Source organism: uncultured Campylobacter sp., from assembly GCF_938002845.1.
Classification (GTDB): domain Bacteria; phylum Campylobacterota; class Campylobacteria; order Campylobacterales; family Campylobacteraceae; genus Campylobacter_B.
In genome coordinates this window covers 1-14,598 of the sequence record NZ_CALKZP010000042.1, presented here as the reverse complement: position 1 = coordinate 14,598, position 14,598 = coordinate 1, and the positions used below count along the sequence as shown (strand labels likewise).

The window sequence follows — 14,598 nt, the reverse complement described above, 5'->3', positions numbered from 1 at the left end:
GCAGCAGCATGATGCCGCCGATGACGGGAGCGGGGATTGTAGAGAGCGCGGCGCCAAGCTTACCCACGAAGGCTAGCAGTATCGCCGTAAGCGCGGCAAAAGTCATGATAGCGGGATTATAGGCCTTCGTGATGCTAACCGCGCCCGTGACCTCGGAGTAGGTGGTGTTTGGCGGGCCGCCGAAGCAGCCTGCTAGCGACGTTGCAAGCCCGTCGCCAAGCAGCGTGCTTTTAAGCCCCGGATTTTTTAGGAAATTTTCCTTCGTAACGTTGCTGATCGCAAGCATATCGCCGATGTGCTCGATCGCGGGCGCGATGGCGATAGGCACCATGTAGATCACGGCTTCGAGCTTAAAAACCGGCGCGGTGAAATGCGGCAGCACAAACCACGGCGCGGACAAAATCGGCGTAAAATCCACGATGCCGATAAATAGCGACGCGCAGTATCCTGCCGCGATGCCGCAAAGTATCGGCACGAGGCGCAGCATGCCGCGGCCAAACATCATAACGACGATAACCGCCGAGAGCGAGATGAGCGCGATCGTAAGCGACTGGCCCTGCGTATAGAGCGCCTCTTTGCCCTTGCCCATGACCATATTTACGGCTGCGGGCGAGAGGATGAGGCCGATCGTCATGATGACGGGACCGACGACTACGGGCGGCAAAATTTTATGCAAAAAGCCCTCGCCTTTTAGCCTAATGAGCAGGCTCAAAACTACGTAAAAAAGTCCCGCCGCAATCACTCCGCTCATAGTCGCGGCGATGCCCCACTCTTTCACGCCAAAGCTTAGCGGCGCAATGAACGCGAAGCTAGACGCGAGAAAGATCGGCGGGACGTGTTTGCGCGTGATGAGCTGAAACAGCAGCGTGCCGATGCCCGCCGTAAACAGCGCCACGGACGTATCAAGCCCCGTTAATATCGGCACCAGCACGAGCGCGCCAAACGCGACGAATAAAAACTGCACGCCGACGAGAGCGTCGCGTAGCCTGAGATTGTAGCCTTCGTATTTTTCCATCTTGTTAATTCCCCATTCGCTATGGATTTTTGATAAATTTTTATTACTTGCTGTAGTCACGGACAAATAGTCCGCTCCTTTGCAAGCAATAAAAATTTATCAAAACTACACATCATCTATCTTGAATATTTTCAAAATTTACGCCTTTGCGGCTCATTTTGCCGCAAATTCTATCCAAAGCACACGATTGCGCTCCTTCATTCGGCTCATTTCCGCCTCGACTAAAGAAAAAATACTACGCCTTAATTTTTAAATCTGACACATCAAAAATTTTGACATACCCAGTCGCAGACGGGCAGTCCGCTCCACCCTCCACTGCCGACCATCGGCGGCTGCAAGCAAAACGAAGCAATAGCGCTTCTAAACTACCTGCGACACACATTAAATGCTTTAAAATTTTACGACCTCGCTTTAAAATTTTGCACTCAAGCTTAAAGCAAAATTTCAAATCAAAGCCACGTAAACAGATCCAAACAAACACCGACTAAAATCCGCAAACCAGCAATTAAATTCCGCAAGCATAGCGGCTAAATCAAAACCTATGTAAGCCGAATCCGCCACTAAAATTTAGCGAGAGAATTCCATCGTACGGCTCATTTTTTGCGCAGCAGATCCTTTAGACTCGCCCTTACGTCCTTTCCATGCAAAATTTGCGCGACCTCGGTAGCGATCGGAGCGTAGATCTTGTGCTTTACCGCGATATTTACGACCGCTTCGGTCGTAGCTACACCCTCGGCGACCTCGCCCAACTCGCGCAGAATTTCTTCGAGCCCTTTGCCGCGCGCAAGTCCTAACCCCACGCGGTAGTTTCGCGATAGCGCGCTCGAGGCGGTCAAAAACAGATCGCCCACACCACTTAAGCCCAAAAAAGTCTCGTCTCGCGCGCCGAAAAACTTGCCGAAGCGCGCGATCTCTACGATGCCGCGCGCGATCAAGCTCGCTCTAGCGTTATTGCCGAGCTCGAGCCCATCGCAAACACCGCTAGCGATGGCAATGACATTTTTATAAGCGCCACACACCTCTGCGCCGATGATATCGCCACTCGTGTAGGTCTTGATGTAGGCAGGGAAGGCGCTTGCGAAAAGTTCGGCTAGATTTTCGTTACACGAGCTTACGACGAGCGCGCAAGGCAGCTTCTGCATGACTTCGGTGGCAAACGACGGACCTGATAGATAAGCAAGATTGCCGCGTGCGATATACGATTCAAAAATTTCGTTCAAAAACCTACCGCTTGCTGCGTCGATGCCCTTGGAAGCGACTAGAATTTTTTGATTTTTGTAGGTGAAATTTTGATCCAGCCACTGCGCGGTTTGCTGTGCCGCTAGCGCGAAAACGAGCGCTTCGCACTCCAGAGCCTCGCTCACGCTTACAAAATGCGGAATTTGCCTTGGCGTGCGAGAAGTGATGACACATTCGTTTTTTGCGCTAAGCGCGTCAAAAAGTGCGCTGCCCCATTTGCCCGCGCCGATAACCGCGATTTTCATTATGTTCCTTTTTAAAAATTTATTCGCAAATTTGCGGTTTTTCAAATTTCATTCTATTGAAATTCCCGCTCTTTGAAAATTTAGCCCAAAAGCGCCGACATGAGCCTGTGCAAACGCTAGTCGAAGCTACGCTTTAAAATTCACTTTTTGAAATTTCATCTCGTCAAAATTTCGTCTCATTAAAATTTTGCGCTTTTGAAATTTACTCAGCCAAAACTTCACTTTTTTTAAAATTTACCTCGTTAAAATTTCATACTTTTAAGGTTTTGCTCTTCCGTCAAAAAACACTTTCACAAAAGGCGCGGCAGTGAACGAATGAGGATTTTGAAACTCCATTATACGTTTTAAATTTCACTCGTGCATCGCCAAAGCAAATCAAATTTTTAAAAATTTTACTCAGACGCCCGATCGCAAATCGCGCTTTTAAATCCGCTTAAATCTCTTAAGGCGTGCTTTGAACCTAAATGATATGCGGTCGCTCGCCACGCTATCGTTTGGCGCAAGGTTTGGGGCACGCGCATCCGACGCGGCGATTGATTAAATTTAGCCTGCACATGGACTCGCCGCTCAAATTCGACCCTGCGTATTCGATCCTATCCGCGCACCCGAGTTGCCGTTTTTTGCTCCCTCAGGCAGAGTAATTTTACGCATTCCCTGCAAGCTTTGCCGCGCTTTGACGATAGCCGTGAGTAAAATTCCTAACGGACGCGCTTCTTAAAACCCCTCCGTCGCAGACCGACACTTGATGCAAACAGCCCGCACGAGAAAAAACGAACTCAAAAGAACAAAACGTGCGCGAGGAAAGCGGGTAGCCGCCGAGATCGCGCCGAATGAAATATAACACGCAAAAGCCTTCGTCATTGGCGCGTTAAAGCTTTAGCTCGAAGCAAAACGCTGCGAGCAGATTTAAAATTTTATCCCAGAGGCTTTATCTATCGCACTCGCGCCGCCGCCTTTAATTCGCCGTTTGCGCCGCGCAAGCTGTGAAATCAGCCCAGCTTCTGTTTTAAAAGCTGGTTTACCTTCGCGGGGTTAAACGCGCCCTTGCCCTCTTTCATCACTTGGCCCACGAAGAAGCCGAATAGCTTGTCCTTGCCGCCGCGATAGTCCGCGACCTTGTCCTCGTTTTCGCTCATTACGCGCGCTATGATCTCCAAGATCGCGCCGTCGTCGCTTACTTGCCTCAAGCCAAGCTTATCGATGACCGAGCTTACAGCCTCGTCGTGCTCCATTAGATAATCAAGCACCTCTTTGGCGGCCTTTTGCGACACTGCGCCGCCTTCGATCGCGCTTAAAAGCTCGCTCATCTTCGCGCTACCTACGGGCGAATCCTCGATCGTAACGCCGTTTTTGAGCCTGCCTGCAAGCTCGACGGTAAGCCAACTCACGCAGAGTTTGGGCTCGTGCCCCGCCGCGATCAGATCCTCAAAAAATCGCGCGTTTTCGTAGGTCGAGATTATAATCTCAGCGTCCTTTTCTTTAACGCCCAGCTCGCGGACGTAGCGGGCCTTTTTCTGATCCGGCAGCTCGGGGATCTGCTGCGCAGCAGCCAGCATCTCGTCATCCACGATCACTGTTAGCAGGTCGGGGTCTGGGAAGTAGCGGTACTCGGCGCTATCCTCCTTGCTACGCATCGGCTTGGTGATAAGCTTAGCAGTGTCGAAAAGGCGGGTTTCTTGCACGACATCTTGCTCATATTTACTGTCCTGCCACGCTTCGATCTGACGCTCGATCTCGAACTCGATCGCCTTTTGGATAAATTTAAAGGAGTTTAAATTTTTAATCTCCACGCGCGTGTAGAGCTTTTGCTCGCCTTGCGGACGAATGCTGACGTTTACGTCACAGCGAAACGAGCCCTCCTGCATATTCGCGTCGCTGATATTTAAAAAGCGCAAAATGCTGTGGAGTTTTTTTAGATACGCGACCGCCTCATCGGCAGAGCGCATATCAGGCTCGCTTACGATCTCCAAAAGCGGCGTGCCGGCGCGGTTTAGATCAACTAGGCTGCGCGAGCTTTCGTGATTATTTTTGCCCGCGTCTTCCTCTAGGTGCGCGCGCGTAATGCCGATGCGCTTGCTCTGTCCGTCCGAGGCTATAAAAAGCTCGCCATGCTCGACGATCGGGATCGTCCACTGCGAAATTTGATACGCCTTAGGAAGGTCGGGATAGAAGTAGTTTTTGCGGTCGAATACCGATTTGCGATTGATCGTCGCATTGACGGCGGTGCCGAAGCTAATGGCTTTTTTAACCGCCTCCTCGTTTAGCACGGGAAGAGCGCCGGGAAGCGCTAGGCAGGTCGGGCAGACGTGTGAATTTGCCTCATCGCCGAAGCTCGTGGGGCAGGAGCAGAAAATTTTAGTTTTGGTATTTAGCTGGCAGTGTACCTCCAGGCCGATCACGGTTTCAAACATAAACTTAACCTTTTAGAATAAAAATTTCGCGTAATTTTACAATTTTTTGCTTTAATACTCGCTTGCAGCGGCGCGCGGCAGAGGCTAAATTTTAAAATTTAATCGGATAGATTCTACTCGCCGCCGCTAAGGAGCTTTTCTTTCAGATCGAAAATATCGACCATCAGGCAGGTGATGATGACGCATATCACGCCGGGAGCGGTGCAGATGAAGAGGAATTTTAACCCCAAAAAATAAAATGACGGATAGGCAAAAAAGACGAATGCGCCGACGAAAATCAATCCGAACGACGCACCTACGAGGAAGTATAAGAAATTTCGCTTAAAATTAATGCTCATCGACGATCACGGCGCCCGCTAGATAAACGTAGCTTAAAACCATGAAAATAAAAGTCTGCAAAATTGCCATAAAAGTAAGCAGCGCAAACGGCACCATCGGCACTAGCGCAGGAGCGAGAGTAAGCATAACGAGCAGGAAGGTATCGTCGCCTTTGATGTTTCCGAAAAGTCGGAACGAAAGCGATACGACGCGCGAAAAATGCGAGACGATCTCTATGACGAACATAAACGGAGCCAGGATTTTCACCGGACCCATAAAGTGCTTTAAGTAGTTGATCACGCCGTGCTCGCGAACGCCCTCAAAATGGTAATACAACCAAACGCAAAGCGTAAGCGAAAGGGTTAAATTTAGACTCGCGCTCGGCGACTCAAAGCCCGGCACCAAGCCGATAACGTTACTAAAAAATATCACAAATCCCAATGTTGCGATTAGCGGAAGATATTTTTTGGCTTGTTCCTCGCTGCCCATAGCGTCCTTACCGATCGTTAGTACGCCGCTTAGGTAGGCTTCGGCGATGTTTTGCATGCCGTGTGGTACAAGCTGAAGCGAGCGAGTAGAGCAAAGCGCGACGGCTACGATGATAGCGACGACCAAAAAGAAGTAAAAAAGGTAGATAAAAGTGTGGTCGTAAGAAATTAAACCGCCGAAAAGGAAGATGTCTTTTAGCATAAAAACCCTTGATCGTTAAAATTTGAGGCGTATTTTACACTTCTATTCGTTAAAGTATATTTAAATTTGCGCCAGCGAGTGAAATTTTGAGCTTTGCGAGTTCTCACACCGCTTACTTGCCTAGCACTTTCGTCTAGCTTACGCGCCATTTATGCGGGAATTTTGCGTTTTTTTAGCATTTAACTTCACATTTTCAGCATTTCAGCAAATGACAAAATTTTAGCTGGTAACTACGGAATTTGCAGCTATACTGTTAATACTATTTTTGCAAAATAGAATTTATCTGGCACATACGGCGAAGCTCTAAGCCGGCTGGCGGTAAAATTTGTGTTTAAAGATACGAAAAGCACGATAAAATTTACCGCGATGGCACCGCGATAAATTCCAAGAATTCCAAGAATTCCAAGAATTCCAAGAATTCCAAGAATTCCAAGAATTCCACTCAGCTCAAAAAAATCATAGTTAAAATTTAGCAAACCCAGGATCCGATTGCTAAAATTTTATAAAATTTATATAAAAACCTTGACATCCCGCCACTCAATGTTGTATAATACTAGCAATCTTATAGAAAGAGTGCTAAAAGTGAAAACGAATAAACGTGATATGATCCTGGAATCCATCATTTCCGCCTATCTCGATAGCAACACCCCGATCGGATCTTCCGAGCTGGGTGAGCGTATGGGCGTAGCGATGTCTGCGTCTAGCATTCGAATTTATTTTAAGCGTTTAAGCGACGAGGGGGCTTTGACGCAGCTTCATGTAAGCGGTGGTAGAATCCCCACAGTTGCGACGATGCAAGATTACTGGCGCGCTAGACTTAGCTTCGACGATGAGTTGAAAATAGACGATGCTCGCGAGCTAGAAGCGGTGCTTGAGGATTTTGAAATTTACTGTATGATTTTCAACGCCGAAAACGAAGCCCTAAGCGAAGTCATCAATCACGATGATCGTTTCATAATCCTTACATTTAGAACGGATGAGATTATCTTAAAATACGATTTTAGAGTTTTTAAATTCCTATCAAATTTAATAGGAATTTCACTCGGAGATTTGGAGTTAGCCTCGATGCAGATCGGTCTGCGCGAGCTTAGTACCAAAATTAAAGAGCTAAAAAATTCTAAAATCGAATTTCTTTGTAACGAGGTCGTAGCGTATAAAATTTTCAAAGACGAGCGGTTTAAAATTTTACTCAACCCCTCGATCGCCGTAAATTTTACTAAAAATTTGATCTTCGCGCCCTACTTTGAGCACGGATTTATGGGGATCAAACGCCCTGTAAAATTCGAAGGCGAGGACGCTACGATGATCTGCGCAGGCAGCGTTTACGAGAATTACGAGAAATTTTTTAACTATGCTAAAGGAGTAGCATGAGCCATAAATTTAAAGAGTACGGCGATAAAAATGCAGCGTGCGATAGTGAAGAAAAAGAGGTTTGCGAGCAGTGCGCGTCAGAGGCGGGCGAGCCGCAAGAGGCGCAGACATGCGACGATACCGATGCGCAGATACAAAAGCTTCAAAACGAGCTGAGTGAGATCACTGATAAATTTTACCGCGCCAATGCGGATTTTGAAAATCTCAAAAAACGTTTGGAAAAGGAAAAAGATAGCGCTGTTGCTTACGCTAGCGAGAGCTTTGCGAAGGATCTGCTGCCGATAATCGACGCGCTTGAGGAGGCCGCAAAAATTGATGTGGAAGGTAATGAGCTTGCGGATAAAATCGAAGTCGGCGTAAAACAATGTCTAAGCCTTTTTACAAAGACTTTTGAAAAATACGGTATCGTTCCGATAGCGACGGATGCGGGATTTGATCCTAGCGTGCATAACGCCATCTCGATGATTGAAGCCGAAGGTGCTAAAAAAGGCGATATCGTTCAAGTATATCAAAAAGGCTATATGTATAAGCAGCGCGTTTTACGCGCCGCTATGGTAGTAGTGGCGAAATAATCGCTCAAATTTTAAAATTTTAAATTCAACACAAAGGATAAAAAATGGCAAAAGTCATAGGCATCGACCTAGGAACAACAAACTCGTGCGTAAGCATATTCGAACGCGGCGAGAGCAAGATCATACCGAATAAAGAGGGTAAAAACACCACTCCGTCGGTAGTAGCTTTCACCGACAAAGGCGAGGTTTTAGTAGGCGACAGCGCCAAGCGCCAAGCAGTCACTAACCCGGAAAAGACGATCTACTCGATCAAGCGCATCATGGGTCTTATGATGAATGAGAAAAACGCGCAGGAAGCCAAAAAGCGCCTACCGTATAAGATTATCGACCGAAACGGCGCGTGCGCGGTAGAAATCGCGGGCAAGGTTTATACGCCGCAAGAAATTTCAGCCAAGGTGCTAATCAAGCTAAAAGAGGACGCCGAGGCGTTTTTGGGCGAGCCGGTTGTCGATGCGGTCATCACCGTGCCTGCATATTTCAACGATAGCCAAAGAAAGGCGACGAAAGAAGCAGGAACAATCGCGGGTCTAAACGTGCTTCGTATCATCAACGAGCCGACCGCAGCGGCGCTTGCGTATGGACTGGATAAAAAAGAATCCGAAAAGATCGTAGTTTACGATCTGGGCGGCGGTACATTCGACGTAACCGTGCTAGAAACCGGCGATAGCGTTGTAGAAGTTTTAGCTACCGGCGGTAATGCGTTTTTGGGCGGTGATGATTTCGATAACAAGCTGATCGACTTTTTAACCTCAGAATTTCAATCTGAAACAGGCATCGACTTGCGCGGCGATGTCATGGCTATGCAACGCCTAAAAGAGGCTGCGGAAAACGCCAAAAAAGAGCTAAGCAGCGCGATGGAAACGACGGTAAATTTACCTTTCATCACTGCTGATGCCACAGGTCCAAAGCACCTGATGAAAACCATCACCAGGGCCAAATTTGAAAGTATGATCGATTCTTTAGTGGACGAGACCATAAGCACGCTTAAAAAGGTTGTAAGCGACGCGGGGCTAAGCATGAACGACATAAAAGAAGTTGTCATGGTTGGCGGCTCGACGCGCGTGCCACTCGTGCAAGAGGAGGTCAAAAAGGCTTTCGGCAAGGAGCTAAATAAGAGCGTAAACCCTGACGAAGTCGTAGCAATCGGCGCGGCTATCCAAGGCGCGGTCATCAAAGGCGACGTAAAAGACGTACTACTACTCGACGTCACTCCGCTAAGCCTCGGCATCGAAACCCTAGGTGGCGTGATGACCAAGATCATCGAAAAGGGAACTACGATACCTACGAAAAAATCTCAAACCTTCTCGACTGCAGAGGATAATCAAAGCGCCGTTACGATCAACGTTTTGCAGGGCGAGCGCGAGTTTGCGAAGGACAACAAATCGCTAGGAAATTTCAATCTTGAAGGCATCATGCCCGCTCCTCGCGGCGTGCCGCAGATCGAGGTGGAATTTAACATCGACGCGAACGGAATTTTAACCGTTTCGGCAAAAGACAAGGCTACCGGCAAGGCAACCGACATCCGCATCACCGGCTCAAGCGGCTTAAGCGACGCCGAGATCGATAAAATGGTAAAGGACGCCGAGCTTCACAAAGAGGAAGACAACAAACGCAAAGAGACCGTCGAAGCGCGCAATCAAGCCGACAGCATCGCACATCAAACCGAAAAGAGCCTAAGCGAGATGGGCGAGAAGGTACCGAGCGATCTACGCGCTAAGATCGAAGGCGCGCTAAATGATCTAAAAGCCGTGCTAAAGGATGAAAACGCGAGCAAAGAAGCGATAAACTCCAAAGTAGAAGCTCTAAGCAAGGTCGCCGAGGATCTATACAAGGCTGCCAGCGCAAATCAGGGCGGATCGCAAAGCAGCGGTGCAAACGGCGGTAAAAAATACGACGACGTCATCGACGCCGAAGTCGAATAGCTCGCTCGCGCAAAGTGAAATTTTATAACCGTGCGCTCGGTAGTTTTGCCTGCGCTTGAAAAGTAATTTTACCGGCCGCGCGGCAGAAGCGGCCCCGCAAACCGCGCATAAAATTTCATAGCTTCACAAGCTTGGGCGTTTTTCATACGCCCGAGCTTAACTGCAACTTCAAAATTTAATTCCCAACAAATTAAAATTTGAGTCACACATAAATACTACTAAATTTTGCGCTGTATAAATATCGCTAGACATTAGAGCATATCCGAACGCGATCGAAATTTCCCCGCACCGATCTCAAATATAGCTGAAATTTTAAGCCTATTGCCCACAAACGGCACTGCGATAAATTTAAACGTATGGCGAGAAAGTAAAAAATGTATCGTAAAAAGACGCAGTAAAAAGCGCCAGTTAAATTTAGAAGCAAAATAGCTAAATTTAAAGGCGCGCAGATTGATTTATTAAAAAGCAAAAGCCCAAAGGCGACGCTTTGCCTTTGGGCTTTAAATTTTAGCCTTATTTAGCTAGAGCTAGTTCTTGCGAGTATTCGCATCAGGGGTGAAAAGCGGCTTATTTAGCAGCTTGAAATCGCCTACGAACTTCTGCCCCTTTTCGCTAGTGATCCATTTGATGAAGCGCTGCGCGTTTTCGTAGTCGGCTTTTGGGCAGTGCTTAGGATTGACCGCGATTACGGAGTAAAAATTCTTCAGATCGTTATCGCCTTCGTTGATGATAACCATATCGGGATTGCCCTTTTTATTGTCCTCGTATTTAATGTAGGTGCCGCGATCGGTGAAGGTCACGCCCTTTTGCTCGGCGGCTGCGTTGATCGTAGCGATCATGCCTTGACCGGTTTGGTTATACCATGCCTCATTTTCAGGTACGGCGCCCTCAACCTTTTTCCAAATACCTTTCTCTTTGTTATCGGTGCCCGATTTATCGCCGCGAGAGAAGAATTTAATCTTCTCCGCCTTGATTAGCTCAAACGAGCCCTTAAGGTCCTTGCCTTTAAATTTAGGCGCGATAGATTTATCGGCGATGAGGATAAAATCGTTATACATAACGGGCGTGCGGTCAACGCCGAAGCCTTTTTCTACAAATTCTTTCTCGACTTTCGGCGAATGCACGAAAAGTATGTCCGCATCGCAGTTCTCGCCAAGCTTTAGAGCAGCACCCGTACCTACCGCCGTCCATTTGATATCGACGCCGGTTTCCGCCTTATACGCAGGATAGATCGCATCTAGCAAGCCCGTATTATCGGTACTCGTTGTAGTTGCCATCACCAAATCGTTATCGGCGGCAAAAAGGCTCGCACTAAGAGCGAGCGAAACAAAAAATATTTTTTTCATGTTATCTCCTTTAAAAAATGTGCTATTATAGCATATAAATTTGGTTTATAAATATGCCAAAATAGAACATTTAGGACACAATCTTGGATTTTATTTTAGAAGGAATTTTAAGCGCATTCGGTCTGCTTTTTAGCGGCGATGCGGAGACCTTTTCGGCGATCAAAGCGACGCTTTATACTTCAAGTATCTCGATACTTCTTGCGATTATAACCGGCTTTCCGATAGGATTTATCCTCGGATTTTACGAATTTCGCGCTCGCAGAACGCTTAGACTTTTAAGCGACGTAGCGCTTGCGATGCCCACGGTGGCGATAGGACTGATCCTTTACGCTTTCATCTCCAGAAACGGCCCTTTTGGCGAGCTGGGGTTGCTTTTTACGCTCAAAGCCGTGATGCTCGGACAGTTTGCGCTGGCGCTTCCCATCATCGTCTCGCTAAGCGCCAGCGTCATCGAAAATATGGATAAGAAGCACTATCTAAACATTATGAACTACCGCCTAAGCCCGCTAAATTTAATCCTTTGCGTGCTTTACGAGCTGCGCTACGCCCTGCTGGTCGTCATCGCCACCGCTTACGGGCGGATCGTCGCCGAGGTAGGCGTAGCGATGATGATCGGCGGCAATATCAAATATTTCACCCGCACGATCACCACGGCGATCTCGCTTGAGACCAACAAGGGCGAGTTTGCGATGGGTATAGCGCTCGCGCTGGTGCTGATTTTAATAGCGTTTGCGGTAAATTTAGCCATCCACGCGCTAAAAAGGCTAGATCGATGAATGCAGATAAGCTAAAGCGTCCGAGTAAGAATTTCACGGACAAAAACCGGGCGGAGCTGGAGCGCGAAAATTTTATAAGCGAAAATTTCACGGACGCAAATTCCGCCCCCGAGAATTCTACGAGCGCAAATTTTGCCGCTAAGAATTCTACGAGTAAAAATTCTCTGACCGAGAATTCCATTAGCGCAAATTCTGCGGGTAAAAATTCCAAAAGCGAGAATTTAGCGCGTGAGAATTCTGCGAGAAAGAATTTTGCAAATAAGAATTCCGCCGCCGCGCGAGCTGTACCCGATAGCGAGCTGATCTCGGTGCGGGATCTGGTGCTGCGCTACGGACGGAGCGAAATTTTAAATATCCCTAGCCTCGATCTAAATACGAGCGGTATCACGGCGCTTTTGGGTTCAAACGGCAGCGGCAAATCTACGCTGCTGCGGATTTTAGCCTTTTTGCAGCGTCCGAGTAGCGGTAGCGTGGAGCTTTGGGGACAGCAGGCGCCCTCTTTACAGACGCTGCGGCAGATCTGCTTGCTGCTGCCCGAGCCCGTGCTTTTAAAACGCAGCGTGGAGCAAAATTTTAAATTTGCGCTCAAAAGCCGCGGCGCGCTTGCGGAATTTGACGAGCGAGTGGATGAAGCGCTCGACCTAACGGGGCTTGATAGAAGTTTTTTATCAAAGAAGCATTTCGAGCTTAGCTCGGGGCAGACGCAGCGCATCGCGTTTGCGCTCGCTCTGGCGCAGCGCGCGAAGCTCTATCTGCTCGACGAGCCGACCAATAGCCTCGATCTTGCCGCCTCCAAACTCTTTGCGCGCGCGATTTTATTTATGCGGAGTCGCTACGGCTGCGGCTTTATCATCGCCAGCCACGATGAGAAATGGCTCAGCGCGATCGCGCAAAGAAGCGTGTTTTTGCATCGCGGCAAGATATGCGAGTTTGAATACAAAAATATCTTTGACGTGCAAGACGGGGTTTTAAAATTTTCGGATGAAATTTCGCTGCGCCTTGAAGAGGGACTCGCACGCTCCCGCAAAATCGCGATAAATCCGAATAAAATTTTATTATCACAACGCCCATTTGAGCGCTGCTTTGCGGGGATTTTGCACTCGGTTTCGCTTCAGTACGGCTCCTCGCTGCTCATCAAGATCAAGGCGGGCGACGTGCTGCTAAAATGCGTCACGGCGCAGGATGAGCAGCGCTGGAGCGCGGGCGAGAGGGTCTATTTCGGATTTGAAAGCGGCGCATTTTTAGGGCTGGAGTAATTCTGCGCGAAGTGCGGATAAGCTTTATTTCGCTTTAGAATTTTTACTCGCGCGGTACTAATATTATTTTCAAATTTTTACTGCGAACGATCTACCGCAACGTATCTAGCGAAACAGAGCGCAAAAATTTGCGTCTTGAAATTTTGAAATTTACAGGCGGGATTTTGCCAAACGGCACAGCGCGGAATTTTAAAATTCCATTGCTAAAAAATTTTAAAATTTAGCCGCGAATACGGCTAGCGGAACTTTGCGATTCTAAAATTTCTAGGCGAGGAATTTCAGAATTCTAAATTTTAACTCTGCGGAATTTGTCGGTAAATTTATGGACGAAATTATATGTTATTTTGCAAAGCGTGCCGTTTGTCTGCAGTGCAAAGGCGGAATGATAGTAAGAATTTTATGGCGTAAAACTCGCTTAAAATTCTAAAAAGACGGCACGGAATTCCGATAAATTTTAAAAACGGCGCAGAATTTTACAAAATTTCACTAGAGCTCAAAAAAAGCGGCAAAGTCCTAACCCACGCCGCTTAAATTTTCCCGCCGAACATCTCGTACATCGCTTTTTCTTCGCCCCAAATTTCGCGGTGCTTTTTGATGCAGGATTTTATCGCGCCAACTAGATAGCGCACGTCTTGCTCGGTGTGCGTGTAGTGCAGGCTCACGCGCACGAAGCCGGGCTTGGCTTCTGGCATGCGCCCCTCCTTGATACCCAGCAGATCGTGAGCGTAGGGTCCTGCACACATCACGCCCGCGCGCGTCTGGATACCGAAGTCGTTACTAAGGCTCGCGGCGAAATCATACGCCGAGACGCCGCGCACATTAAATGAAAAAATCGGCAGCCGCGGCGCGCCCTTTGGAACGTAGTTTATAATCTCGTCAATGCCCGCTAGCTCGCCCTCAAAAAGCTGCGCTAGCTCGTCCTCGGCGCTTTTTATCCTCTCAAAGCCGACTTCGTTTCGCAGCGCGTATGCCAAATTTGCCCGCATGAGCCCGATGATAGGCGGCGTACCGCCCTCCTCTAGCTGCTCGGGATTTTTCAAAAACACGTGCCCTTCGCGGCTAGCGTAGGCGACCGTCCCGCCCGCGGCAAACGTCGGCACATCGCTACTGAGCAGCTCCTTTTTGATCGCCAAAAGCCCGCAGCTTGCAGGTCCGCCAAGTAGCTTATGCGGCGAGAGAAAAATCGCGTCGAAGTAATCGCAGTCTAAATTTGCGTGCGAGCTCAGCGCCGCGCAGTCAAAGGCCACGATACCGCCTGCGGCTCTGATTAGCTCGCTGATCTTTTTATAGTCGCTAATGACGCCCGTGACGTTTGAAGCGGCGTTAAACGAGCCGATGATGCGGCGTCCGGCGTTTAGCTTTAGGATGCGCTCAAGCGCAATCAGATCGATCTCGCCGCCCTCGCTAAGAGGCACGCGCAGGTAGTCGCAAAGCCCC

The 14,598-nt window shown here is 48.3% G+C and carries 13 protein-coding genes; 5 read left to right on the top strand and 8 right to left on the bottom strand.

The genetic code is table 11. The features are described 5' to 3' along the window. The 6 genes from Q0224_RS06420 to Q0224_RS06395 all read right to left on the bottom strand — a co-directional run. Positions 1–1,015, bottom strand: a 1,015-nt coding sequence (locus Q0224_RS06420) for a solute carrier family 23 protein (protein ID WP_297949974.1), incomplete at its 3' end; no start/stop codon positions are given. 593 nt (positions 1,016–1,608) lie between these two features. Then, entirely contained in the window at positions 1,609–2,502 is an 894-nt protein-coding gene (locus tag Q0224_RS06415) for an NAD(P)H-dependent glycerol-3-phosphate dehydrogenase (protein WP_297949972.1), read from the bottom strand. 986 nt (positions 2,503–3,488) lie between these two features. Further along, complete coding sequence (gatB, locus tag Q0224_RS06410; protein ID WP_297949970.1) at positions 3,489–4,910, bottom strand: Asp-tRNA(Asn)/Glu-tRNA(Gln) amidotransferase subunit GatB; 1,422 nt, start codon at positions 4,908–4,910, stop codon at positions 3,489–3,491. 113 nt (positions 4,911–5,023) lie between these two features. Further along, entirely contained in the window at positions 5,024–5,248 is a 225-nt protein-coding gene (locus tag Q0224_RS06405) for a hypothetical protein (RefSeq protein ID WP_297949968.1), read from the bottom strand. Continuing rightward, entirely contained in the window at positions 5,238–5,918 is a 681-nt protein-coding gene (locus Q0224_RS06400) for a F0F1 ATP synthase subunit A (RefSeq protein ID WP_177387592.1), read from the bottom strand. The genes Q0224_RS06405 and Q0224_RS06400 overlap by 11 nt, the downstream gene beginning before the upstream one ends. A 245-nt stretch (positions 5,919–6,163) precedes the next feature. Beyond that, positions 6,164–6,394 (bottom strand): hypothetical protein, encoded by a 231-nt coding sequence (locus Q0224_RS06395; protein ID WP_297896067.1) that lies wholly within the window; start codon positions 6,392–6,394, stop codon positions 6,164–6,166. Between the two features lie 106 nt (positions 6,395–6,500). Here Q0224_RS06395 and Q0224_RS06390 point away from each other — a divergent pair, with 106 nt between their 5' ends. Genes Q0224_RS06390 through dnaK form a run of 3 tightly spaced genes read left to right on the top strand, consistent with a single transcriptional unit; the run spans position 6,501 to position 9,783 of the window. Beyond that, positions 6,501–7,289: an HrcA family transcriptional regulator gene (locus tag Q0224_RS06390; protein ID WP_297949967.1), complete on the top strand. Its 789-nt coding sequence runs from the start codon at positions 6,501–6,503 to the stop codon at positions 7,287–7,289. Then, a complete protein-coding gene (locus tag Q0224_RS06385; protein WP_297949965.1) occupies positions 7,286–7,861 on the top strand; it encodes a nucleotide exchange factor GrpE in 576 nt (191 codons plus the stop codon). Before Q0224_RS06390 ends, Q0224_RS06385 begins: the two co-directional genes overlap by 4 nt. Positions 7,862–7,905: 44 nt before the next feature. Next, on the top strand, positions 7,906–9,783 hold the full coding sequence (gene dnaK / locus Q0224_RS06380; protein ID WP_297949963.1) for a molecular chaperone DnaK: 1,878 nt from the start codon (positions 7,906–7,908) through the stop codon (positions 9,781–9,783). 527 nt (positions 9,784–10,310) lie between these two features. Here the strand turns inward: dnaK and tupA are convergent. Then, positions 10,311–11,129: a tungstate ABC transporter substrate-binding protein TupA gene (tupA, locus tag Q0224_RS06375; protein ID WP_291937738.1), complete on the bottom strand. Its 819-nt coding sequence runs from the start codon at positions 11,127–11,129 to the stop codon at positions 10,311–10,313. A gap of 83 nt (positions 11,130–11,212) precedes the next feature. On the opposite strand from tupA, the gene tupB reads away from it, so the two are divergent. Then, complete coding sequence (gene tupB / locus Q0224_RS06370; RefSeq protein ID WP_297949961.1) at positions 11,213–11,905, top strand: tungstate ABC transporter permease TupB; 693 nt, start codon at positions 11,213–11,215, stop codon at positions 11,903–11,905. After that, complete coding sequence (tupC, locus tag Q0224_RS06365; protein WP_297949959.1) at positions 11,902–13,161, top strand: tungstate ABC transporter ATP-binding protein TupC; 1,260 nt, start codon at positions 11,902–11,904, stop codon at positions 13,159–13,161. Before tupB ends, tupC begins: the two co-directional genes overlap by 4 nt. A 527-nt stretch (positions 13,162–13,688) precedes the next feature. Here tupC and Q0224_RS06360 read toward each other — a convergent pair. Beyond that, a partial coding sequence (locus Q0224_RS06360) for an aminotransferase class V-fold PLP-dependent enzyme (RefSeq protein ID WP_297949957.1) occupies positions 13,689–14,598 on the bottom strand: 910 nt, incomplete at its 5' end.

What these genes read in the sequence shown, in the direction of transcription:
- Q0224_RS06400 (WP_177387592.1), bottom strand. Translation starts at nt 5,918, where the DNA reads ATGCTAAAAGACATCTTCCTTTTCGGCGGTTTAATTTCTTACGACCAC.
- tupC (WP_297949959.1), top strand. Translation starts at nt 11,902, where the DNA reads ATGAATGCAGATAAGCTAAAGCGTCCGAGTAAGAATTTCACGGACAAA.
- Q0224_RS06385 (WP_297949965.1), top strand. Translation starts at nt 7,286, where the DNA reads ATGAGCCATAAATTTAAAGAGTACGGCGATAAAAATGCAGCGTGCGAT.
- gatB (WP_297949970.1), bottom strand. Translation starts at nt 4,910, where the DNA reads ATGTTTGAAACCGTGATCGGCCTGGAGGTACACTGCCAGCTAAATACC.
- Q0224_RS06405 (WP_297949968.1), bottom strand. Translation starts at nt 5,248, where the DNA reads ATGAGCATTAATTTTAAGCGAAATTTCTTATACTTCCTCGTAGGTGCG.
- tupA (WP_291937738.1), bottom strand. Translation starts at nt 11,129, where the DNA reads ATGAAAAAAATATTTTTTGTTTCGCTCGCTCTTAGTGCGAGCCTTTTT.
- dnaK (WP_297949963.1), top strand. Translation starts at nt 7,906, where the DNA reads ATGGCAAAAGTCATAGGCATCGACCTAGGAACAACAAACTCGTGCGTA.